The organism is Streptomyces sp. NPDC057137, from assembly GCF_042670825.1.
In the GTDB taxonomy this organism is placed as follows: Bacteria; Actinomycetota; Actinomycetes; order Streptomycetales; family Streptomycetaceae; genus Streptomyces.
Window position 1 is genome coordinate 62,298 of the sequence record NZ_JBHUUW010000034.1, and the last position, 21,283, is coordinate 83,580.

General features: G+C 70.6%; 21 protein-coding genes. 14 read left to right on the forward strand and 7 right to left on the reverse strand.

Going from position 1 to position 21,283, the window contains the following annotated elements; genetic code table 11:
- Window positions 1–34: 34 nt before the first annotated feature.
- From ACFT9I_RS24785 to ACFT9I_RS24800, 4 genes are all read left to right on the forward strand, one after another.
- Window positions 35–1,144: a DUF5925 domain-containing protein gene (locus ACFT9I_RS24785; protein WP_382567567.1), complete on the forward strand. Its 1,110-nt coding sequence runs from the start codon at window positions 35–37 to the stop codon at window positions 1,142–1,144.
- Window positions 1,145–1,218: 74 nt separating this feature from the next.
- A complete protein-coding gene (locus ACFT9I_RS24790; RefSeq protein WP_382567569.1) occupies window positions 1,219–1,686 on the forward strand; it encodes a MarR family winged helix-turn-helix transcriptional regulator in 468 nt (155 codons plus the stop codon).
- Window positions 1,683–2,612, forward strand: a complete 930-nt coding sequence (locus ACFT9I_RS24795) for an ABC transporter ATP-binding protein (RefSeq protein ID WP_382567571.1) — start codon at window positions 1,683–1,685, stop codon at window positions 2,610–2,612. The genes ACFT9I_RS24790 and ACFT9I_RS24795 overlap by 4 nt, the downstream gene beginning before the upstream one ends.
- Window positions 2,572–3,432: an ABC transporter permease gene (locus tag ACFT9I_RS24800; RefSeq protein WP_382567573.1), complete on the forward strand. Its 861-nt coding sequence runs from the start codon at window positions 2,572–2,574 to the stop codon at window positions 3,430–3,432. Before ACFT9I_RS24795 ends, ACFT9I_RS24800 begins: the two co-directional genes overlap by 41 nt.
- A gap of 32 nt (window positions 3,433–3,464) precedes the next feature.
- On the opposite strand, the gene ACFT9I_RS24805 is transcribed toward ACFT9I_RS24800, so the two are convergent.
- On the reverse strand, window positions 3,465–3,839 hold the full coding sequence (locus ACFT9I_RS24805; protein WP_069629282.1) for a GntR family transcriptional regulator: 375 nt from the start codon (window positions 3,837–3,839) through the stop codon (window positions 3,465–3,467).
- Between the two features lie 112 nt (window positions 3,840–3,951).
- Here ACFT9I_RS24805 and ACFT9I_RS24810 point away from each other — a divergent pair, with 112 nt between their 5' ends.
- Both ACFT9I_RS24810 and ACFT9I_RS24815 read left to right on the forward strand, forming a co-directional pair.
- On the forward strand, window positions 3,952–4,872 hold the full coding sequence (locus ACFT9I_RS24810; RefSeq protein ID WP_382567575.1) for a GNAT family N-acetyltransferase: 921 nt from the start codon (window positions 3,952–3,954) through the stop codon (window positions 4,870–4,872).
- Entirely contained in the window at window positions 4,853–5,407 is a 555-nt protein-coding gene (locus tag ACFT9I_RS24815) for a DUF402 domain-containing protein (protein ID WP_382567578.1), read from the forward strand. Before ACFT9I_RS24810 ends, ACFT9I_RS24815 begins: the two co-directional genes overlap by 20 nt.
- On the opposite strand, the gene ACFT9I_RS24820 is transcribed toward ACFT9I_RS24815, so the two are convergent.
- The 4 genes from ACFT9I_RS24820 to ACFT9I_RS24835 form a co-directional block, all read right to left on the reverse strand.
- The gene (locus tag ACFT9I_RS24820; RefSeq protein ID WP_382567580.1) at window positions 5,373–6,509 is read right to left on the reverse strand and encodes a methyltransferase domain-containing protein; all 1,137 of its coding nucleotides are present in this window, start codon (window positions 6,507–6,509) and stop codon (window positions 5,373–5,375) included. The genes ACFT9I_RS24815 and ACFT9I_RS24820 overlap by 35 nt on opposite strands.
- A 155-nt stretch (window positions 6,510–6,664) precedes the next feature.
- Window positions 6,665–8,179, reverse strand: coding sequence for a tripartite tricarboxylate transporter permease (locus ACFT9I_RS24825; protein ID WP_382567581.1), 1,515 nt, complete (start codon window positions 8,177–8,179; stop codon window positions 6,665–6,667).
- A 3-nt stretch (window positions 8,180–8,182) separates the two neighbouring features.
- On the reverse strand, window positions 8,183–8,758 hold the full coding sequence (locus ACFT9I_RS24830; protein ID WP_382567583.1) for a tripartite tricarboxylate transporter TctB family protein: 576 nt from the start codon (window positions 8,756–8,758) through the stop codon (window positions 8,183–8,185).
- Window positions 8,755–9,738, reverse strand: a complete 984-nt coding sequence (locus ACFT9I_RS24835) for a Bug family tripartite tricarboxylate transporter substrate binding protein (protein WP_382567584.1) — start codon at window positions 9,736–9,738, stop codon at window positions 8,755–8,757. The genes ACFT9I_RS24830 and ACFT9I_RS24835 overlap by 4 nt, the downstream gene beginning before the upstream one ends.
- Window positions 9,739–9,904: 166 nt before the next feature.
- On the opposite strand from ACFT9I_RS24835, the gene ACFT9I_RS24840 reads away from it, so the two are divergent.
- Window positions 9,905–10,558, forward strand: a complete 654-nt coding sequence (locus ACFT9I_RS24840) for a response regulator (protein WP_382567607.1) — start codon at window positions 9,905–9,907, stop codon at window positions 10,556–10,558.
- Window positions 10,559–10,573: 15 nt separating this feature from the next.
- On the opposite strand, the gene ACFT9I_RS24845 is transcribed toward ACFT9I_RS24840, so the two are convergent.
- Window positions 10,574–11,131 (reverse strand): ester cyclase, encoded by a 558-nt coding sequence (locus ACFT9I_RS24845; RefSeq protein ID WP_382567586.1) that lies wholly within the window; start codon window positions 11,129–11,131, stop codon window positions 10,574–10,576.
- 187 nt (window positions 11,132–11,318) lie between these two features.
- On the opposite strand from ACFT9I_RS24845, the gene ACFT9I_RS24850 reads away from it, so the two are divergent.
- Complete coding sequence (locus tag ACFT9I_RS24850; RefSeq protein WP_382567588.1) at window positions 11,319–12,458, forward strand: abortive phage infection protein; 1,140 nt, start codon at window positions 11,319–11,321, stop codon at window positions 12,456–12,458.
- 7 nt (window positions 12,459–12,465) lie between these two features.
- Here ACFT9I_RS24850 and ACFT9I_RS24855 read toward each other — a convergent pair whose 3' ends face one another.
- Window positions 12,466–13,329 carry a GntR family transcriptional regulator gene (locus ACFT9I_RS24855; protein WP_382567590.1) on the reverse strand — a complete coding sequence of 288 codons (864 nt, stop codon included), beginning with the start codon at window positions 13,327–13,329 and terminating at the stop codon, window positions 12,466–12,468.
- Window positions 13,330–13,610: 281 nt separating this feature from the next.
- Here ACFT9I_RS24855 and ACFT9I_RS24860 point away from each other — a divergent pair, with 281 nt between their 5' ends.
- The 6 genes from ACFT9I_RS24860 to ACFT9I_RS24885 all read left to right on the forward strand — a co-directional run bounded on the left by ACFT9I_RS24860 (window position 13,611) and on the right by ACFT9I_RS24885 (window position 21,239).
- On the forward strand, window positions 13,611–14,885 hold the full coding sequence (locus ACFT9I_RS24860) for an extracellular solute-binding protein (RefSeq protein WP_382567591.1): 1,275 nt from the start codon (window positions 13,611–13,613) through the stop codon (window positions 14,883–14,885).
- Between the two features lie 125 nt (window positions 14,886–15,010).
- Window positions 15,011–15,991, forward strand: coding sequence for a carbohydrate ABC transporter permease (locus ACFT9I_RS24865; RefSeq protein WP_382567592.1), 981 nt, complete (start codon window positions 15,011–15,013; stop codon window positions 15,989–15,991).
- Window positions 15,988–16,827 carry a carbohydrate ABC transporter permease gene (locus ACFT9I_RS24870; protein WP_382567594.1) on the forward strand — a complete coding sequence of 280 codons (840 nt, stop codon included), beginning with the start codon at window positions 15,988–15,990 and terminating at the stop codon, window positions 16,825–16,827. The genes ACFT9I_RS24865 and ACFT9I_RS24870 overlap by 4 nt, the downstream gene beginning before the upstream one ends.
- Window positions 16,828–16,897: 70 nt before the next feature.
- Window positions 16,898–18,490, forward strand: coding sequence for a beta-N-acetylhexosaminidase (locus ACFT9I_RS24875; RefSeq protein WP_382567596.1), 1,593 nt, complete (start codon window positions 16,898–16,900; stop codon window positions 18,488–18,490).
- Between the two features lie 49 nt (window positions 18,491–18,539).
- Window positions 18,540–19,976 (forward strand): cellulose binding domain-containing protein, encoded by a 1,437-nt coding sequence (locus tag ACFT9I_RS24880; protein ID WP_382567609.1) that lies wholly within the window; start codon window positions 18,540–18,542, stop codon window positions 19,974–19,976.
- 234 nt (window positions 19,977–20,210) lie between these two features.
- Entirely contained in the window at window positions 20,211–21,239 is a 1,029-nt protein-coding gene (locus tag ACFT9I_RS24885) for a lytic polysaccharide monooxygenase (protein WP_382567598.1), read from the forward strand.
- Window positions 21,240–21,283 lie beyond the last annotated feature (44 nt).

A 21,283-nucleotide genomic window follows, 5' to 3' on the forward strand; every position in this document is an offset into this window, starting at 1 on the left:
GCGTCGGGGGCGCCCGTGCCGGATCATGGGCCGCATGTCTGCCAACCCTCAGGACGCCCTGCCGATTCGGCTCAACGTCGATGACAGCGACTCGCCGTCGGATGTGGTCGACGCGCTCTTCCTCGGGCGTTTCGCGACGGGCGAGCAGCCGCACTCGCACAGTTCGTCCATCGACCGCGTCAAGTCCGGTGTCTCCTTGCTGCCGCCGGGCGCCACCGTGCTGCGCTCGGCCCGTGACGACGACCGCAGCGCGACCCTCGCCGAGGGCGACGGCTGGACGCTGCTGATCTCGCGGTGGAACCGGGGCGCGGACGTCACGGTGACCGCGACCACCTCCGAACTCGCCGAGAAGGTGCACGCCCAGGCGACTGACGGCGCGCAGGACGAGCCCGAGCCGGTGCCGGAGAACGTGACCATGGGGTTCTGGTACGTGTCGCCCCGTCGCGGCCCGCACCGGACGACCCGGCAGATCGCGGCCGGCACCTGGGACGAGGTCAGGGCCAACTACACGGCGCCGGTGGCCGACGCGATGGACCGGCTGATGAAGGTGACACCGGACGACATCGCGGGGCGGCTGCTCCTGCTGCACGGCCCGCCCGGCACCGGGAAGACGTCGGCGCTGCGGACGCTGGCCCGGTCCTGGCGTGACTGGTGCCAGGTCGACTGCGTCCTGGACCCGGAGCGGCTGTTCAACGACGTCGGCTATCTGATGGACATCGCGATCGGCGAGGACGAGGGGTCGGCCAAGGGCCGCTGGCGGCTGCTGCTCCTGGAGGACTGCGACGAACTGATCCGCGGCGAGGCCAAGCACACGGCCGGCCAGGCGCTCTCCCGGCTGCTGAACCTCACCGACGGGCTGCTCGGCCAGGGCAGGAACGTCCTGGTGGGGGTGACGACCAACGAGGACCTGGAGCGGCTGCACCCGGCGGTCGTCAGGCCCGGCCGCTGTCTGGCCCGTATCGAGGTCGGCTCGCTGACCCGCCCGGAGGCGGAGAGCTGGCTGAGCCGGGAGGAGGGCGACTGGGAGGGCGCGGTGGGCCGGGAGGGCGCGACGCTGGCCGAGCTGTTCGCGCTGCGCCGCGGCAGCGGCCCGACATCGGTCCCGGGCCAGTCGAAGGGCACGGACGCCGGGCTGTATCTGTAGGTGACTCAACCGGTCGACTTGGCCGCGAATATCCCTTCTGACCGATTCCTCCCAGTCAGAGCTAAAATGCAGCCATGACTTCGGTCGAGTTCTCCGACTCGCTCCCAGACTCCCTCGCCGATGTGCTGGCAGGAGTGCAGCGCACCATCCGGCGACGGCTGAGGGCCGGCCTGACGGCCCCGCCACTGCGCGGCGCGCAGGTCGATCTGCTGCGACTGGTCGCGGCCCACCCGGGAATCCGGGTCTCGGGCGCGGCGAGGGAGCTGTTCCTCGCCGGGAACTCGGTCTCCACGCTCGTCAATCAGCTCAGCCGGGCCGGATATCTGCGTCGCGTCAGCGATCCCGCCGACGGCAGGGCCGTCCTGCTGATGCCGACCCCCGCGGCGACGTCGCGGCTGGCCGACTGGGAGGCGCGGCGCTCCGCGCTGGTGCGCGAACAGGTGGCCCGGCTGACGGACGACGAGCGGTCGGCCCTGGCCGGTGCGCTTCCGGCGCTGCGCAGGCTCGCCCGGAACCTGCACGAGGAAGTGGAGGGGGCATGACCAGAGGACCTGTTGCCGCCGGCGAGACCCCCGACGAGACCCCCGACGAAACTCCCGATGACGCCGCCGAAGAAGCCGCCGAAGAAGCCGTCAGCTGTCGCGCGCTGAACTACTCCTTCGGTGACACCAAAGCCGTCGACAACCTCGACCTGTCCGTCCACACGGGCGAGATCTTCGGCCTGCTGGGCCCCAACGGCGCCGGCAAGACCACCGCCATCCGCTGTATCACCACGCTCCTGCCGGTCCCCACGAACATGGTGAGGGTGTTCGGGCACGACGCCGCGAACGAGAAGATGGCGGTACGGCGCCTGCTCGGATACGTACCGCAGCAACTGTCCGCCGACGCCACGTTGACGGGCCGCGAGAACGTGACGCTGTTCGCCCGCGTCTTCGACGTCCCGCGCCGCGAGCGTGCCGCGCGGGTCGCCCAGGCACTGGACGTCGTCGATCTCACCGGCGCCGCCGACCGGATGGCCAAGACCTACTCCGGCGGCATGATCCGCCGGCTGGAACTCGCGCAGGCACTGGTCAGCGCGCCCCGGCTGCTGATGCTGGACGAGCCGACGATCGGTCTGGACCCGATCGCCCGGAGCAGCGTCTGGGAGCACATCAACGCCGTACGGCAGGCCACCGGCATGACCGTGCTGGTGACGACGCACTACATGGACGAGGCCGAGCAGTACTGCGACCGGGTCGGGCTGATGCACCGGGGCCGCATCCACGCGCTCGGCACCTCCCACGAACTGCGTGGCCAACTGCGTGACCGCCGCCGTACGGAGGCGCGTGAGGCGGGCACGGAGGACGACGGCACCACCCCGACGCTGGAGGACGTCTTCCGCGACGTGGTCGGTCAGGGACTGGACGAGGAAGGAGGTGACTACAGCGATGTCAGGAGCACCCGCCGGACGGCGTCCCGACTCGGCTGAGGCCGTCGATCCGGAGCGGTTCAGTCTGCTGCTCGTACCGCCGGCGCCCCGGACGGGCTGGCGGGTACTGCCCGCCCGAGTACTCGCCATGTGCGTGGTCGAACTCCAGAAGCTGCGCCACGACCGCACCGAGCTGTACACCCGGGCCATCCAGCCCGCCCTCTGGCTGCTGATCTTCGGCGAGACCTTCACCCACATCAAGGCCATCCCCACCGGCGGTATCCCGTACATCGACTTCCTGGCGCCCGGGATCATCGCCCAGTCCGCGATGTTCATCGCGATCTTCTACGGCATCATGATCATCTGGGAGCGGGACGCCGGCATTCTGACCAAACTCCTGGTCACGCCGACCCCGAGGTCCGCGCTGATCAGCGGCAAGGCCTTCGCCTCCGGGGTGAAGGCGCTCATCCAGGCGCTCGTCGTGATCGTCATCGCCGCCGCCCTCGGGGTGGGGCTGACGTGGAATCCGCTGAAGCTGCTCGGAGTCGCGGTCGTAGTGGTCCTCGGCTCGGCCTTCTTCGCGTGCCTGTCGATCACGATCGCGGGCATCGTCCTGACCCGGGACCGGCTGATGGGCATCGGCCAGGCCATCACCATGCCGCTCTTCTTCGCCTCGAACGCGCTCTATCCGGTGGCGATCATGCCCGGCTGGCTCCAAGTGGTCAGCAAGATCAACCCACTCAGCTACCAGGTGGACGCGCTGCGCGGACTGCTGCTCGGCACGCCGTCCCATCTGCTGCTCGATTTCGGGGTGCTGATCTTCGCGGCGCTCGTGGGCATCACCGCGGCGTCGTCGCTGCTGGGCCGGCTGGCGAGATGATCACGCGCGGGGCGTCGGGCGTCTGTGGCGCTTCAGCGCGAGTACGCCGCCCGCACCGCGTCCTCGGCCAGCGACAACGCCTGGGCGCGGGCCAGGCCCAGCCGTCTCGCCTGCTCCGCGTACTCCTGGGCCGCGGCCGCCGCCTTGCGGTCGGCCGCGTCGCCCGCCGCCGCGACGAACGTGCCGTTCCGGCCGCGTGTCTCGATCACCCCGTCCGATTCCAGCGCCCGGTAGGCCTTGGCGACGGTGTTCGCCGCGAGGCCGAGTTCCTCGGCGAAGCCGCGTACCGTCGGGAGCTTGTGTCCCACGGGCAGCGCGCCCGAGCGCGCCAGTTCGGAGATCTGGGTGCGCAGTTGCTCGTACGGGGCGGCGGCCGCGTCGTCGTCGATGGCGATTCTCAAGGTCACACGGCTGATTGTCCCCCATCCCCCGCGTTCGGCCGCCGTGTTGGCACCCCGCTTTCCGGGGGCCGAAAAATGAGAGGCGTTCCGGCTCCGGGCCCGCGTAGCGTGCCGCCCCATGACTGTGATCGTTCGTGACTTCCGCCCCGGTGACGCCGCCGCCGTCGTCCGTGTCCGGCGTGCCTCCGTGCCGTACGCCGTGACGACCGAGGAGGCCCTGCACTTCACCGTGCGGAGCGCCAACCCGGCGTCGAAGTACCGGATGCTGGTCGCCGAGTACGACGGGGAGGTCGTCGGCACCTCGCATGTCGCGCTCGCGTACGACAGCGACGAGGCGGGGGTCGCCCGGCTCAACCCCCATGTGCACCCCGACCACACGGGCAAGGGCGTCGGATCGGCGATCCTGCGGGCGGCCGAGGAGCATCTCGCCGCCGAGGGCGCGACCAGCCTCTTCACCTGGGTCAACGATGTCCCGGCGGCCCGCGCCTTCGCCGAGCACCGGGGCTACTCGCCGCTGCGCGGCGCGCACTTCCAGCGGCTGGACCTGGCGGGAGGCGCGCTGCCCGAGCCCCCGGAACTCCCCGCCGGCTGCACGCTGGCGACCGCGGCGGACTTCGCCGACGACCCGCGGCCGGTGTTCGAGGCCGACGCCGAGGCGTCGTCCGACGAACCGGGTGACATCAGCACCAGCCTCGACGACTACGAGGACTGGCTGAACAACACCTGGCACCACCCCTGTCTGGACCGCGGCCTGAGCACCCTCGTGGTCGCCGACGGCCGGATCGCGGCCTTCACCGCGGCACACACGGACGGCGCCACCAGCTATCTGTCGGCCATGACGGGCTCGCTGCGCGACTACCGCGGCCGGGGGCTGGCCAAGGCCGCGAAGGCCGACTCCCTGCGCCGCGCCCGCGCCGCCGGCTACACGGACGCGTTCACCAACAACGACGCGGAGAACGGGCCGATGCTGGCGATCAACACCTGGTTCGGCTACGAGATCTGCGCCTCGGAGGTACGCCATGTCCGCAAACTCACCTGACACCGGACCAGGCACCGCCACCGGGGTCCAGGTGGAGGTGCACCTGGTGAAGGCGGGCCGTACGAAGATCCGCTACCCCGCGACCCTGGTCGCCGACGACGGCACACACCTGGTGGTGCGCGCGCCCTGGGCGGCCCCCGGCGTACGGGACTTCGGCTTCGTACGCTTCGAGCCGGGCGACGTCTTCACCGAGCACTACTGGCGCGACCGGTGGTACGCGGTGAAGGAGGTCCGTACGGGCGACGGCACGCTCAAGGGCTGGTACTGCGACGTGACACGGCCGACGGTCGTGCACGGCCGCGGGCCCGGTGAACTCCGGTACGAGCTGCTGGTCGAGGACCTGGACCTCGACCTCTGGGCGTCGGCCGACGGCGGGACGGTCCTGCGGCTCGACGAGGACGAGTTCGAGGAGAGCGGTCTCGCCGACCGCGACCCGGTGGCGGCCGACGCGGCGCGCCGCGCGCTGGACGAGCTGGAACTCCTCGTACGCGACGACGCGTTCACGACCCTGCTGGGTCCGCCCCGCCCGTCGTAGCGCTCTGGTCCGTCCTGGCCAGCAGGACCGCGCGTGATATGCCGTCCGGGTCGTGGGCGATCGGGTCGGTGTCCTCGTGCCAGTGGATGACGAAGCGCTCCCCCGCCCGGTACGCCTCCAGGCCGGCGCGGCAGTACGCGACCATGTCGTCCGGGAGCGCGGAGAGCGGGTGCCAGGAGAGGCCCGAGCACTTCTCCGGCTCCCGGTTGTACGGCTCCCAGGACGCCTGCTCCGCCTCGTACCGCACCTCGAAGAACCAGCCCGTGCGCGGGCGTCCACCGGGGCCCCGGTGGTGCATCACCAGAGCCGTACGCACGTCCTCGGGGTCCAGTGCGGCGCCGATCTCCTCGGCCGCCTCGCGGATCATCGCGGCGCGGACGTCCTCGCCGTCCTCGACATGGCCCGCCGGGGCGTTCAGCAGGTCGTCCCCGTAGCCCGTGCCGGACCGGCGGGCGAGCAGCACCTCGTCGCCCCTGCGCAGGATCAGATGCACGTCGACCACTTCCGTGTGGCGGCGGCTCTGGGCGGCGTGGGCGATCAGCGCGTACCGCTCGTCGTCCACGGCGCGGCCCCAGAGCGCGGCGTCGGCCGAGAGGTGCTCGTGCTGCACGCGCTCGACGAGCGGGGCGACGGACATCGTGACGCGGGTCGCCGGCAGTCCGGCGCCGGCCCAGACGCCTTCGATCAGCATCAGCCGCCCGCCGGGCCGCAGCAGCGACAGCCAGTGGGCCAGGGCCCTGTCCGGATCGGGCAGCAGCCAGAGGACATGACGGGCCATGATCACGTCGAACGTCCGCTCCCCCACGGGCGGTCGGGCCGCGTCGCCGACCAGCACCTCCGTGTCCGTGCCCGACAGCTTGGCCCTGGCGAGTCCGACCATGCGCGGCGAGAGGTCGACGGCGGTGACGCGATGGCCCTGCTCGGTGGCGAGCAGGGCGAGGCTGCCGGTGCCGCAGCCGAGGTCGAGCACCCTGGACGGCTCGGCCGGCAGCCAGCCGGCGAGCTTGGCGGCCCACGCCTTGCGCACGGACGGATCGAGCAGCCCGTGGTCGGGCTCCTCGTCGAAGGAGTCTGCGGCGTCGTCCCAGTCGATCGCGGTCATACGACGATGGTCGCATCCGCCACCGACAGTGCGGACCGGAGGGCGCTCGGTCACGGGCGGGCCCGGGCCGGTTCGTCCTCAATCGCCGGAAGGGCCGTAATCGACAGAAGGGCCGCGGCTGTCCCCGGGGGGACGGCCGCGGCCCGACAGGCGTACTACGCCGGGACCTTGGTCTCCTCGTCCTTCTTCCGGCGGCCCACCACCAGCTTCCGCACCAGCGGCCAGCAGACGATCAGCACGATCACCGCGTAGACGGTCACCGAGAAGGGCGTGTCGACCAGGCCGGAGACACTTCCGTCGCTGATCTGGAGCGCCCTGCGCATCTGCTGTTCGGCGGCCGGGCCGAGGATGACACCGATGACGGCCGGCAGCACCGGCAGCCCGTAGCGCCGCATGCCGAACCCGATCAGGCCGATGATCAGCAGGATCACCAGGTCGAGCGCCTCCCCGCCGACCGCGTACGCGCCGACGGCGGCGAAGAAGAGGATGCCCGCGTAGAGGTAGGGGCGCGGGATGCGCAGCAGCTTCACCCACACCGGAGCGAGCGGCAGATTCAGTGCCAGCAGCAGCACCATGCCGACGAACAGCGAGGCGATCAGGCCCCACACCAGCTCCGACTCCCGCTCGAACAGCAGCGGTCCGGGCTGGATGCCGTACTGCTGGAACGCGGCCAGCATCACGGCGGCGACGGCGGTCGTCGGCAGCCCGAGGGTCAGCATCGACACGAGCGTTCCGGCGGCCGACGCGGACGCGGCCGACTCCGGTCCGGCGACACCCTCGATGGCGCCCTTGCCGAACTCCTTCTTGTGCTTGGACAGCCGCTTCTCGGTGACGTAACTGAGGAACGTCGGGATCTCCGCGCCGCCGGCCGGGATCGCGCCGAACGGGAAGCCGATGAGCGGCCCGCGCAGCCACGGCTTCCAGGTGCGCCGTACGTCGTCCTTGCCCAGCCACGGGCGGCCGACCGGGACCGGCTCGCCCGAGGAGCGGCGCAGGTGCGCGGCGACCCACAGGGCCTCGCCGATCGCGAAGAGACCGACGGCGACGATCACGACGTCGATGCCGTCCGCGAGTTGGAGCGTGCCGAAGGTGAGGCGCTGCTGGCCGGTCATCTGGTCCAGGCCGACCAGGCCGATGGTGAGGCCGATGAGCAGCGAGGCGAGTCCGCGGATACGGGACGAGCCGAGGACCGAGGTGACGGCGATGAACGCCAGCACCATGATCGCGAAGTAGTCGGGCGCGCCGATGTCGACGGCGAGGGAGGCGACGGTCGGGGCGAGGAGGACCAGCAGGATCGTGCCGATCATGCCGCCGACGAAGTGACCGCCCGCCGCCGCGGCGAGCGCTTGCGCGCCGCGTCCCGCCTTGGCCATCGGGTTGCCCTCGATAGCGGCGACGACCGCCGCGCTCTCACCGGGGGTGTTGAGCAGGATCGAGGTGGTGGAGCCGCCGAACATGGCGCCGTAATAGATGCCGGCGAACATGATGAACGCGCCGGTCGGCTCCAGGCCGTAGGTGACGGGAAGCAGCAGGGCGACGGCCATGGCCGGGCCGATGCCGGGCAGGACGCCGATCGCGGTGCCGAGCAGTACGCCGATCGCGGCCCAGAGCAGATTGATCGGCGTGAGCGCCGTACCGAAGCCGTCGATCAGGGAGTTGAGGGAGTCCATGGTCTAGATCACTCCCATCAGGGGGCCACCGGGGAGGGGGACGCCGAGCAGGTTGTTGAAGATGAAGTAGGTGACGAGGGAGAGGCCCGCCGCGATGAGCGGGTCGCGCTGGAGGTGGCGGCTGCCGAGCGCGTACGCGGAGCCCCAGAAGAGCAGTGCCCCGGATATGGGGAAGCCGAGGGGGCCGATGAGTACGGCGTTGCCGAGGAAGACCCCGGCGAGCAGCAGCACCGTGCGCCAGTCGCTCGGTTCGCTCAGGTCGATGTCCTCGCCGCCCTCGGCCTCACCCCGGCCGCCGCGCAGGACGTCGAGGCTGAGGAGCACGGCGACGACGAGCAGACCGATGCCGACGACGATCGGCACGGTCTTGGGACCGACCGGGCCGCGCTGGGTGATGTCGACGTCCATGGTGAGGGCGTCGGTGAGGACGAGGACGCCGAGGACGAGCAGCATGAGGCCGACGCCGAGTTCGGAATGCTCGCGCAGCCAGGAGGTGCCGCGGGACGCGGGGGTCCCGGGCCCGGAGGTCTCCTCCTTGGGAGGAGAGGTGCCGGCGGGGGTGTTCGGGTGGGTGGTCACAGTCCGAGCTCCTTCAGGACGGATTCCACGCGCTTGTCCTCGGCGGCGAGGAAGTCGCCGAATTTCTCACCGGTGAGGAAGGCGTCGTCCCAGCCGTTCTTCTTCAGCGAGTCCTTCCACTGAGGTGAGGCGTGCAGCTCCTCGAAGAAGGCGATGAGCTTGTCGCGCTCGGCGTCGGAGAGTCCGGGGGGCGCGACGACGCCGCGCCAGTTGGTGAAGTCGGTGTCGAGGCCCGCCTCGCGCAGGGTGGGCGCGTCCATGCCGGGGACCCGCTCGGGGCCGGTGACGGCCAGCAGGCGCAGCTCGCCCGCCTCGATCTGGTCGCGGTACTCACCGAGACCGGAGACGCCGAAGGCGACCTTGTTACCGAGGATGGAGGCGAGGAGTTCGCCGCCGCCGTCGAAGGGGACGTAGTTGACGGTCTTCGGTGCGATCCCGGCGGCCCGCGCCATCAGCATGGGCGCGAGGTGGTCGGGTCCGCCGGGCGACGAACCGCCGCCGACGGGCAGCTTGGCCGGGTCCTTCTTCCATGCCGTGAGCAGGTCGTCGATCGTCTTGTACGGGGAGTCCTTGCCGACGACGACGATGTCGGTCTCCTCGCTGATGCGGGCGATCGGCGTCGTGTCGGCGAGGGTCTCGTGCGAGTTGTTGGTCCGTACGGCGCCGACGACGCCGAGGCCCATGGAGACCGCGAGCTTGCCGTTGCCGTGCTCGCTGACGGCGCGGGCGAGACCGACGGTGCCGCCGGCTCCCGGCAGGTTGAAGACCTCGATATTGTGGTTGAGTTCGGCGTCCTCGGCGTTCTTGGCCATGGTGCGGGCGGTGATGTCGTAACCGCCGCCCGGTGTGTTCGGGACCATGAAACGCAGGCCGGGTATCTGTGTACCGGTGTCGCCACCACTGCCCACGGAAAGCAGCGGCGGACCCACCAGCACCAGCAGCGCGGCCCCGAGGAGGGCGAGGGGAGTGCGGAATCGCACGTGTGCCGCCTTTCAGGGAAGCAAGTCGTAGGGCAGTGAGGTGGCCCACATGTTGCCTCCGCGTTAAGAAGCTGTCTCTCTTCCGGAATCAACGGACGTTGTGGTCGTTGCGGTCGCGGCTTAGCGTGACGGCGTGACAAAAGTGCTGGTGGTGGACGACGACTTCATGGTCGCGAAACTGCACAGCCGCTATGTGTCCGCTATGGACGGTTTTGACGTCGTCGGTGTGGCGCACAGCGGTGCCGAAGCGCTGCGCGCGGCGGAGCGGAACCGACCTGACCTGGTGCTTCTCGATATCTATCTGCCCGACATGGACGGGATAGCGGTGCTGCGCGAGCTGCGGGCGGCGGAGGAGCGGGACGCGACCCGTACGAGCGTGGACGCCCTGTTCATCACGGCGGCGCGGGACGCGGGCGTCATCCGCGCGGCGCTGCGGGCGGGGGCGCTGCACTATCTGATCAAGCCGTTCAGTCAGTCGGCGCTCCAGGAGCAGCTGCGGCACGTGGCGTCGCTGCGGACCCGGCTGGACCGGCTGGGCGAGGCGCGCCAGGAGGATGTCGACCAGATCTTCGGTACGCGCCCGCCGGGCTCACGTGAGCTGCCGAAGGGGCTGGCCGCGCACACGGCGGAGCTGGTCGAGCGCACGCTGCGCCGCCACGAGGAGGGTCTTTCGGCGACGCAGTGCGCGGACGAAGGGGCACTGTCGCGGGTGAGCGCGCGGCGCTATCTGGAGTACTTCGCCGACACGGGCCGTGCGGAGGTCACACTCCGGTACGGCGGAACGGGCCGCCCGGAGCGGCGCTACCGCTGGGTGGGGTGAGGGGGCCTCGCCCTTCTAGTTCTTGGTGAAGGACGCGGCTGCCGCCGCCGAGAGCGCCGTCACCTCGTCGGCGGCCTTCTTCGCCCGGCCGGTGACGCGCCAGGTGACCACGCGCCCCATCACCGAAGGGCTCGGCGGGAAGACCCCGAGCTGCCCCAGCATCGTGAGGTCGTCCCTGAGCGCCTCGTGACGGACGACCTCGCCGTCCCGCACCGTCACCACATGCAGCTGCTCGAAGTCGATCTCGCGCCCCGTGGGCGGGATCGCCTGGTCGAGCTTTCCGTTCCGGAAGCGTACGAACGGTCCCGTGTGGGTGCCGCGCATCCGCAGCAGGAGCCACACCTTGTCGTCCTTGGCCGCCGAGTCGGTGACGGGGAACCGCAGTTCGCTGAACGCGGACCTCATCCACGCCCCGGACGCCAGCGTCCCGGCGGGCCCCGGAATCGAGCAGGCGGCGGGCGAGACAGCGGCCTCGCGGTTGTGGTTGCCGGCGGCGACCACCCGCCTCGCCAGGGCCGCGTCGCCTGTCTCCAGTACGCGGAACAGGGCGGCGGCCACTTCGAAGGAGTCCATCGCGGGGTCTCTCTTTTCACTCGCGCGGAACGGTGTTGTCCCGGGCGTGGAGTGTGCCAGGGAAGGGGCCCGACCCTCGTCGCACCGCACCGCTACCAAGGTCACCGCGCGGTAGACCTTCGGCCGAGGCCCCGGCGGCCCCGCGCTCGGCACAGTGGTGCGCACACAAGGGACACGGGGAGGCACAGTGCGAGGCGAAGGCATCGACCGGGCGCGGTTTCTGGGCGGGGCGGCGGCCGTCGGGATCGCGGGCGTGGCGGGGTCGTTCGCGGCGGGGCGGGCGCGGGCCGTGGAGGAACCGGCGCCCCGGCGTGGCCGGCCCGGCGACGGTGTGACGCATCGGGGGGTCATGTACGAGGTCGGCTCCGGCGAGAGCCCCGCGACCGGCTGGCACGCCGGCCGGATGCGCGCGGACATGCGCGCCATCAGGGACGACCTGCACGCCAACACCGTCTCCGTCTTCGGCGACGGCGTCGAACGGCTGGGGGCCACCGCGGCGGAGGCGGCGGAGCGCGGACTGAACGTCTGGCTCCAGCCGCGCCTCGGCGACCGCCCCGAGCGGGAGATCCTGGACCATCTGGCGGAGACCGGCGAGCACGCCGAGCGGCTGCGCCGCCAGGGAGCCGACGTCCATCTCAGCGTCGGCTGCGAGTTCGTGCTGTACGTCCCCGGCATCGTGCCGGGCGCCGACGCCCTGGAGCGGATCAAGAACCTCCTCGCGGGCACCTACGACCCCGAGTTGACGCAGCGTCGGCTCACCGCCTTCATCGCTCGCGCGGCGAAGGTCGGCCGGTCCGTCTTCCACGGCCGGCTGACGTACGGCGCGGCGCACGAGGACCAGGTCGACTGGGACCTGTTCGACATCGTCAGCGTCAACTACTACTCGTACTTCGCGCGCAAGGCCGACCACGTCGCCGAGCTGACCCCTTACCTCCGCCACCGCAAACCGGTCGCGATCACCGAGTGCGGCACGTGCACGTATGTCGGCGCCCCGGCGGCGGGCGGCATGGGGTGGGACGTCGTCGACTACGAGAAGGGCGAGATCAAGGGGAACCTGGTCCGCAGCGAGCGGACCCAGGCCGCGTACATCAGCGACGTGCTCGACGTCTTCGAGTCGATGAACCTGTACGCGTCGCTGATCTACCACTTCGTCATGCCCGACGCGCAGCACCGCCCGGGCGACCCGCTCCACGATCTGGACATGGCGAGCTACAGCCTCACCAAGACCCTCAAGGACGATCCGGAGGACCCGGATTCCGACTGGCACTGGGAGCCGAAGGAGTCCTTCCACGCTGTGGCACGCCACTACGGCCGCCGGCAGGGGTGATCTCGGCTCACCCGCCCGACTGGATGTCCCCCCGGGTCGACGACGTGATGGCGTCACCGTGTGCGAAGTCGCCCGGCGGGATACCCGGATGATGCCCGTCGCCCTCCCCGCCCCTGTCCCCGTCGGCCGGCGCCGCCGCTGCCGCCGCCGGGCCGAGCGTCAGCCGGGAGACGATCCGGTAGCGGTCACCCCGGTACAGCGAGTGGACGTACTCGACGGGCCGGCCGGTGGTGTCCGAGGTCAGCCGCTCGAAGAGCAGTGCCGGGGAGAGTTCGGGTACGTCGAGGAGCCGCGCCTCCGCGCGGGTGACGACCGTCGGCTCGATGGCCTGTACGGCCTCGTGGACGTGCACCCCGTGCGTGTCCCGCAGATGCTCGTAGAGATCGCCGCTCTCCAGCTCCTGGGCCGTCAGGCCGGGGGCGAGCGCGGCCCGCAGATGCAGATGCTCGATCGCCATCGGGGCGCCGTCGACCAGCCGCAGCCGGGCGACGTAGAGGATGTCCTCGGCGGGTGACATACGGAGCTTGCGGCCGACCCGGGCGCCGGCCTGGTGGGTGGTGAACTCCAGCAGCCGGCTCGACCATGTACCGGCCGCGCGCGGCACGGTCAGGGTGAGGTCGGCGGAGACCAGCTCCTGGGTGATCTTCGCGGGGGCGACGAACATGCCGCGGCCGTGTTCGCGGACGAGCAGCCCGGCGGCCACCAGTTCGTCGATCGCCGAGCGCACGGTGGGCCTCGACACTTCGAGCAGCGCGCACAGGGCGCGTTCGGACGGGATGGCGTCCCCGGGGTTGCGTGACTCGATCAGCTCCAGGACGGCGTCACGGGCCCGCTCCCGTTTGAGCACCGTCCCGGGTACGTCGACATCCATGGTGTTGTCCCCCTCCGGACGCCTGCCTCACTCACCACACTTACCAGACTTACCAGTTCACCAAACCAGTGCCCCAACTCGGCCACTGGTCAGGTCAAGTGTAACCGTCCTCCCGGGAAGGGGAAGCGCCTCGAAGACCACGTAGATCGCCAAAGTCCTTTGTACCGCGAGGGGTTGACGGTCTCATTGGTCTATGCCACCTTCATCCAGCATCAAGAGGTGAGCTGTCCAGTGGGCCTCACTGGTCAGGTGGTCAGGTCTTGCTCTCTCCGAGGTGAATCGTGAAGCACCGCTTGCTCGCGGGTGGCTCCGTGCTGGTCATGGCCGCCGTACTCAGTGCCTGCAGTACGTCCTCCGACTCCGCCGACGAGAGTGGCGACGGACGGACGACGGTCGACGTCTGGCTGATGCGTGACAGCGTCTCGGACTCGTTCCAGAAGGAGTTCGTCGAGGGTTTCGAGGCCGCGCACCCGAAGATCAGGGCCAAGGTCCAGATCCAGGAGTGGGACGGCATCGGCGAGAAGATCACCGCCGCCCTCGCCAGCAACGACGCGCCCGATGTGATCGAGGTGGGCAACACCCAGGTCGCGCAGTTCGCGGCGAGCGGCGGACTGCTCGATCTCAGCGACAGCAAAGGGGAGTTGAAGGGCGAGGACTGGCTGAAGGGCCTCGCCGAGCCGGGTGCGTACGAGGGGAAGCAGTACGGCATCCCGTACTACGCGGCGAACCGGGTCGTCGTCTACCGCACCGATCTGTTCGAGGCGGCGGGCATCGACGCCGCCGCGATCAAGACCCGCGAGCAGTGGATCGAGGCGACCACCAAGCTCAACAAGGGCGATACGCAGGGCATTTATCTGCCCGGCCAGCTGTGGTACGCGCTGGGCGGCTTCATCTGGGACGAGGGCGGCGACTTCGCCACCGAGTCCGGCGGTGGGTGGAAGGGCGCGCTGGACACGCCGGAGGCGGTGCGCGGCATGGAGTTCTACGAACAGCTCCAGGCACTCGGCAAGGGCCCGAAGGACTCCGACGAGGACGATCCGCCGCAGGCCGAGGTGATGGCGAAGGGGCAGGTGGCCCAGATCCTCGCCACCCCGGGCCTGGCCAAGGCCGTCATCGAGAACAACGCCCAACTCAAGGACAAGCTGGGCTTCTTCCCGATTCCGGGCAAGACCGCCGCCGCTCCGGGCGCCGTCTTCACCGGCGGCTCCGACCTGGTGATCCCGGCCGCGGCCGGCTCCCCGGACGAGGCGCTGACGTTCGTCGAGGAACTGACGGGCGACGCCTGGCAGAAGAAGCTCGCCGTGGCCATGAGCTATGTGCCGAACCGGACCACGCTGGCATCGGCCGTGGCGGACGACCCGGGCGCCGCCGCGATGGCGGTCGGGGCGGCGAACGGGCACGCGACGCCCAACACCCCTGGCTGGGCGGCGGTGGAGGCCGAGAATCCGATCAAGGACTACATGACCGCGGTCCTCATCGGCGGTGACGCCGCGAAGGAAGCGGCGAAGGCGTCGCAGGACATCACCAGGGCCATGAACGCCAACTCCGGCTCCTGACCCCTCCGACTCCTCCGACTCCTCCGACTCCTCCGACTCCTCCGGGCGGAATCCCGGCGAGAAGCACTCCACCGAGTCCAGCGAGAAGTACTCCCCCGCGAGGTACTCCACCGAGAGGAGTCGCCGTGCCGGTCATCCGTGAGCGGACCGCACCACGCACCCCCCAGCACCGACCGGCCCCCGGCCCCCCGGCCGGACGCCCGAAGCGCTCCCGCCCGTCGCACAACCTCTGGCCGTACGCCCTGATCGCACCCGCGATCGCCGGCATGCTGTATCTGCTCGTCTACCCGCTGCTGCGGGCCGTGCTGATCTCCCTCCAGGACTTCGGACTCCGCCAACTCATCACCGGGGACGCCGAGTTCGTGGGGCTGCGGAACTACCAGACACTGCTGTCCGATCCGCGCTTCTGGGACGTGGTCGGCCGCACCTTCCTCTTCATGGCCGTCAATGTCGTCCTGATCATGGTGCTCGCCACGCTGGTCGCGCTGATGACCGAACGGCTGGCGAAGGCGGGCCGCACGGTGGTCCTCAGCTCGCTGGTGCTCGCCTGGGCGATGCCGGTCGTCGCGGCCACCACCGTGTTCCAGTGGCTGTTCCACTCCGAGTTCGGCATCGTCAATTGGGCACTCACCTCGCTGGGCTTCGACTCGTTCGACCGCTACCCGTGGTTCGCCAACGGCACCGCCGCCTTCGTGATCCTCGTCCTGCTGATCGTCTGGCAGTCCGTGCCGTTCGCCGCGATCACCCTCTACTCGGCGCTCACCACCGTCCCCACCGAGCTGTACGAGTCGGCCCGGCTGGACGGGGCCTCGGGCGCCCGGATCTTCCGCTCGGTCACCTTCCCGATGCTCCGGCCGATCTTCCTGCTGGTGTTCTCGCTGGAGGTGATCTGGACGTTCAAGGCGTTCGTCCAGATCTGGGTGATGACCCGCGGCGGGCCGGGCGACGCCACGACGATCCTGCCCGTGTACGCGGTCCAGACGGCGCTCTCCAGCCAGCGTTACGACCTGGGCTCCGCGGCGTCGATGCTCACCGTGGTCCTGATGTCCGGGGTGCTCGTCCTCTACTTCCGTCAGATGCTCCGCCAGGAGGACGAGTCACGATGACCTTGCTACGCCCCCGAGTTCGCCGGCTTCCGCTGAACGCCGCCGCCGTGGTGACGGTCGTGGTGTGTCTGTTCCCCGTGTACTGGATGATCTCCACCGCCTTCAAGCCGTCCCGTGACATCCAGTCGGCCGATCCCCAACTGGTGCCGGGCACCTGGACGCTGGACCACTTCCGCAGAGCGGTGGGGGCCGACGGCTTCGAACTCTTCTGGCGCAACAGTGTTCTGGTCACGCTCGGCGCGGTGCTGCTGTCGCTCCTGGTGGCGCTCGGGGCCGCGTTCGCCGTCGCCCGGATGAGGTGGAAGGGCCGGCGGCATTTCATGCTGATGGTGTTCATCGCCCAGATGGCGCCCTGGGAATCACTGATCATCCCCATCTACATCATCTCCCGCGACACCAACATGCTCGACCGGCTGCCGACCCTGACCCTGGTCTACTTCATGATCACGCTGCCGTTCACGATCGTGGTGCTCCGGGGCTTCATCGGGACCATTCCGCCCGAGCTGGAGGAGGCGGCGCAGGTCGACGGCTGCACCAGGACCGGTGCCTTCCGGCGGGTGGCCCTGCCGCTGCTCATGCCCGGCCTGATGGCCACCTCGCTCTTCGGCTTCATCACCGCGTGGAACGAGTTCGCCTACGCCAACTTCCTGATCATCAAGGAGCAGGACAACCGCACCCTGCCGGTCTGGCTGTCGTCCTTCCAGAACACGTTCGGCACCGACTGGGGCGCCACCATGGCCGCCTCGACACTCTTCGCCCTGCCCGCGCTGGTGATCTTCCTGCTGCTCCAGCGCCATGTCACCTCCGGCTTCGCGGCCGGCGCCGTGAAGGGCTGAGCCGCGCGGAGCAACCGTCGGCACAGCCCGCGCACCTTTCCGAGATCCGAAACTCCCGGAGGCCACCGCCGTGTCAGCGTCACACCCCGAACTCGCCCTCGTCCCCCGGCCCCGCAAGGTCTCGCCCCGCCCCGGCCGTTTCACCCTCGACCGGCGCACCTCCCTCCGCTCCCTGCCCGGCACAGAGGCGGCGTCGGACCTCCTGCGCACCCTGCTCACCCCGGCCACCGGACTGCCGCTCACCGCCTCCGCCGACGGCCAGGTCGTGCTGACGCTCGACCCGCGGCTCACCGGTCTCGGCGAGGAGGGGTACGGGATCACCGTCGGCCCGCGGGCGTTGCTGCTGCGCGCCGCCCGGCCCACCGGCCTGCTCCGCGGCGTCCAGACGATCCGTCAACTGCTGCCCGCCGAGGCCCTGTCGGGCGAGACACGGGGCGGCTCCTGGGAGCTGCCCTGCGTCGAGATCAGCGATGTGCCGACGCACCCCTGGCGCGGGGCGATGCTGGACGTCGCCCGGCACTTCCAGCCCGTGTCGTACCTGCGCAGATATGTGGACCTGCTCGCGTTCCACAAGCTCAACACCCTCCATCTGCACCTCACGGACGACCAGGGCTGGCGCATGCCGGTCGACGCCTACCCCCGGCTGACCTCGGTCGGCGGCCACCGGAGCGAGTCGATGACCTGGCCGCCGGGCCGGGGCGGCGACAGCTTCGACGGCGTCCCGCACTCGGGGACGTACACCAAGGAGGAACTGCGCGCCCTGGTGAGCTACGCGGCGGAGCGCGGGGTGAGTGTCGTGCCGGAGATCGAGATGCCCGGCCATGTCCGCGCGGCCCTCGCCGCCTACCCCGAACTGGGCAACCACCCGGAGCGAAGGCTCGACGTGTGGACCAGGTGGGGCGTCTGCGACACCGTGCTCGGCGTCCACGACCAGGCCCTCGACTTCTGCCGGGCGGTGCTGGAGGAGGTCATGGACGTCTTCCCGTCCCCGTACATCCATATCGGCGGCGAGGAGTGCCCGACCACCGAGTGGGAGAACAGCCCGGTGGCGCGTGCCCGCGCGGCGGCGGAAGGGCTCGACGGGCCGGCGGCGCTGCACGGCTGGTTCATGGGCCGGATCGGCGCGTTCCTGGTGGAGCGGGGCCGCAGGCCCGTCGGCTGGGCCGAGACGGGGACCGAACTGCCCCTGGACTTCACGGTGATGACCTGGCGCGATCCGGCGCACGCCCTGGCCGCCGCCCGGCGCGGCCACCAGGTCGTGACCGCCCATCACCGGGCCACCTACCTCGACTACGCCCAGTCCGCCGAGCCGTGCGAACCGCTCGGTCAGCCCGGCGACCCCGTCGGTCTGCGGGCGGTCCACGGGAACGAACCGGTGCCGGGCGACTGGGCGGCCGAGGAGACCGCCCAAGTCCTGGGTACGCAGGCGCAGTTGTGGACCGAGTACGTGAAGACTCCCGACCGGATCGAGTACCTCAGCTACCCCCGCCTGTGCGCCCTCGCCGACCGCGCCTGGTCCGGCGGGCGCAGCGACTGGGCCGGTTTCGTCGAGCGGCTGCGCCGGCACACCGCCCGGCTGGACGCCCTCGGTGTCCCCTACCGCCCGCTAACCCCTCGGTCCCTCATGACCATCCCCGCAGGTACGGCGCCACCCCGTCCGTAATTCCCCCCTCCCCCACCACCGTTCCGGAGAGGAACACCCCATGCGTCCCATGAGGAAACTCGCCAAGAGCCGCGTCCGCGCGGCAGCCGCCGCCGCTGTCACGGTGGCCCTGAGCTGTACGGCGCTGGCGGCGATGCCCGCGTCCGCCGGCGCCGCTTCGGCGGCCGACGGGCTCGTAGTCCAGTACCGTACGAGCGCTTCCGGGGCGACCGCCGACCAGAGCGAACCCTGGCTGAAGGTACGCAACAACGGCAGCGCCGCCGTACAGCTGAGCGCCGTCAAGGTGCGGTACTACTTCAAGGCCGATTCGGCGTCCGCCGACTACCGGTTCGCCTGCTCCTGGGCGGTGAAGGGCTGCGCCAACATCACCGGCACCTTCGGGACACTCGCCAACCCGACCGCCACCGCCGACCGGTATCTGGAGATCGCGTTCACGGCGGGGGCGGGCACCCTGGCCCCCGGCGCGGACACCGGCGACATGCAGCTCCGTTTCCACCGGACGAACTGGCAGCCGCTGGGGCAGAGCGACGACTACTCCTTCGGCCGGGAGCGGGCCACGTACGGCGACTGGTCCCGGATCACGGCGCACGTCGGCGGCGCGACGGTCTGGGGCGAGGCACCCGGCGGCAACGGCCCGACCGACCCCACGGATCCGACCGACCCGACCGATCCGGCCGAAGGCCCCACCCTGTTCGACGACTTCAACTACAGCGGCCACAGCGATCCGAGGATCGCCGCGAACGGCTGGAGCGTCCGCGCGAACTCCGGCGGTCCGGGTGTGCCCGGCGCCAACTGGGTACCGGAGAACGTCACGTTCGCCAGTCAGAGCGGCAACTCGGTGATGAACCTGGAGACTTCGACCGCCGGGACGGCCGCGTCCACGGAGCAGACGGAGATCCTCACCCGGTCCATGAAGTTCCGCAACGGGACGTACGCGGCGCGCGTGAAGTTCAGCGACGCGCCCAGGTCGGGCCCGGACGGCGACCGTCTCGTCCAGACGTTCTTCACCATCAACGACCTGAAGGCGCCGATGGCGGACGACTACGCGGAGTACGACTTCGAGTATCTGCCCAACGGCGGCTGGGGCGAGCCCGCCAACATCCTCTACACCACCTCGTGGGAGACCTACCGCCCCGACCCGTGGGAGGCCGTCAACCAGCACAGCGAGGCCCGGCAGAGCTATGCCGGCTGGCACGACCTGGTGGTGACCATCGACAACAACGCCATCACGTACTACGTCGACGGGCAGCACTTCGGCACGCACGGGGCGGCGTATCTGCCGGAGCGGCCGATGTCGATCAACTTCAACCAGTGGCTGATCGACCTGGCGGGCCAGACCAGCACCACGCCGCGCTCGTACGACCAGCAGGTGGACTACGTGCTGCACGTGAAGGACCAGGTCCTCAGCCCGGCCCAGGTGGGCACGCTGGTGAACGGGTACCGCGCGGCGGGCACGACGTTCGAGGACACGGTGCCGAACGTCTGACGGGCCGGGTCCGGCCACGTGAGTCTCAGCACTCGCTTAGCGTCGCCTTAAGCGGACCATAAGGATCCTCTTCACCCCGTCCCAGCAGGCCGTTCCGGGGTTTCGAGGGGCTAGCTTGCTGAGGGCCGGAGCGGGACGACCACCGGTGGCGCCGTGTGCAACGGAGGTCACGCCGCCGGGAGTTGTCCCGCTCCGCTCCCCCTCGCTTGTGCCGCTCAGAAGGAGAACGCAGCCATGACCGCTCGTCGCAGGACCACCGGAATCGTCGTGCTGGGCGTCGCGCCGCTCGCGCTCATCGGGCTCGCGGCCGTCCCCGCCGCCGCCCACGGCTCGATGACGAACCCGGTCAGCCGCGTGTCGGCCTGCTTCGCCGAGGGGCCCGAGAATCCGCGGTCGGCCGCGTGCAAGGCGGCGGTCGCGTCGAGCGGGACGCAGGCGTTCTACGACTGGAACGAGGTCAACATCGCGAACGCCGCGGGCAACCACCAGTCGCTCATCCCGGACGGCAAGCTCTGCTCGGCCGGCCGCGACAAGTACAAGGGGCTCGACCTGCCGCGCGGCGACTGGCCCTCGTCACCGTTCACCGCGGGCAACCGCACCTTCACCTACAAGGCCACCGCCCCGCACAAGGGGTCCTTCGAGCTGTACATCACCAAGGACGGCTACGACCCGAGCAAGCCGCTGAACTGGTCCGACCTGGAGGACAAGCCGTTCGCCAAGGTCACCGACCCGAAGCTGGAGAACGGCGCGTACGTCTTCGACGGCATCGTCCCCAACAAGTCGGGCCGCCACCTGATCTACTCGATCTGGCAGCGCTCGGACAGCCCGGAGGCGTTCTACACCTGCTCCGACGTGGTCTTCGGCGCCGACAACGGCGGTTCGGCCGCCGCGCCCGAGGCGTCCGCCCCCTCCGAGGCCGATGTCGAGGACGGCGCGTCCAAGTCCACCGTCGACCACAACGGACACGGCGGCGACAGCCCGGACGAGGCCGGGGCGGCCGAGGTGAAGGACGCCGCGAAGGACGCCGGTGGCTACGAGGAGCCCGCCGCCGAGCCCGAGGCCAACGCCCCCGAGGCGAACGGCGCCGGCCCGGCCGCCCAGCAGCCTGCGGGTGGTTCGGAGAACCTCGCCGAGACCGGTGGCGACAGCACCACGCCGTACCTCGCGGCGGGTGGCGCGGCGATCCTCGCCGCAGGCGCGGCCGTGATGTTCGGTACGGTCCGCCGCAGGGCCCAGCCCGCGGGCGGCCGGCACAGCCGCTGACGTACGGCTTCCGCGGGGCTCCGGGCCGGTCGTCGGCCCGGAGC

What these genes read in the sequence shown, in the direction of transcription:
- ACFT9I_RS24810 (WP_382567575.1), top strand. Translation starts at nt 3,952, where the DNA reads ATGACTGTGATCGTTCGTGACTTCCGCCCCGGTGACGCCGCCGCCGTC.
- ACFT9I_RS24880 (WP_382567609.1), top strand. Translation starts at nt 18,540, where the DNA reads ATGAGGAAACTCGCCAAGAGCCGCGTCCGCGCGGCAGCCGCCGCCGCT.
- ACFT9I_RS24840 (WP_382567607.1), top strand. Translation starts at nt 9,905, where the DNA reads ATGGTCGCGAAACTGCACAGCCGCTATGTGTCCGCTATGGACGGTTTT.
- ACFT9I_RS24795 (WP_382567571.1), top strand. Translation starts at nt 1,683, where the DNA reads ATGACCAGAGGACCTGTTGCCGCCGGCGAGACCCCCGACGAGACCCCC.
- ACFT9I_RS24790 (WP_382567569.1), top strand. Translation starts at nt 1,219, where the DNA reads ATGACTTCGGTCGAGTTCTCCGACTCGCTCCCAGACTCCCTCGCCGAT.
- ACFT9I_RS24785 (WP_382567567.1), top strand. Translation starts at nt 35, where the DNA reads ATGTCTGCCAACCCTCAGGACGCCCTGCCGATTCGGCTCAACGTCGAT.
- ACFT9I_RS24820 (WP_382567580.1), bottom strand. Translation starts at nt 6,509, where the DNA reads ATGACCGCGATCGACTGGGACGACGCCGCAGACTCCTTCGACGAGGAG.
- ACFT9I_RS24825 (WP_382567581.1), bottom strand. Translation starts at nt 8,179, where the DNA reads ATGGACTCCCTCAACTCCCTGATCGACGGCTTCGGTACGGCGCTCACG.
- ACFT9I_RS24800 (WP_382567573.1), top strand. Translation starts at nt 2,572, where the DNA reads ATGTCAGGAGCACCCGCCGGACGGCGTCCCGACTCGGCTGAGGCCGTC.
- ACFT9I_RS24870 (WP_382567594.1), top strand. Translation starts at nt 15,988, where the DNA reads ATGACCTTGCTACGCCCCCGAGTTCGCCGGCTTCCGCTGAACGCCGCC.
- ACFT9I_RS24815 (WP_382567578.1), top strand. Translation starts at nt 4,853, where the DNA reads ATGTCCGCAAACTCACCTGACACCGGACCAGGCACCGCCACCGGGGTC.
- ACFT9I_RS24845 (WP_382567586.1), bottom strand. Translation starts at nt 11,131, where the DNA reads ATGGACTCCTTCGAAGTGGCCGCCGCCCTGTTCCGCGTACTGGAGACA.
- ACFT9I_RS24855 (WP_382567590.1), bottom strand. Translation starts at nt 13,329, where the DNA reads ATGGATGTCGACGTACCCGGGACGGTGCTCAAACGGGAGCGGGCCCGT.
- ACFT9I_RS24885 (WP_382567598.1), top strand. Translation starts at nt 20,211, where the DNA reads ATGACCGCTCGTCGCAGGACCACCGGAATCGTCGTGCTGGGCGTCGCG.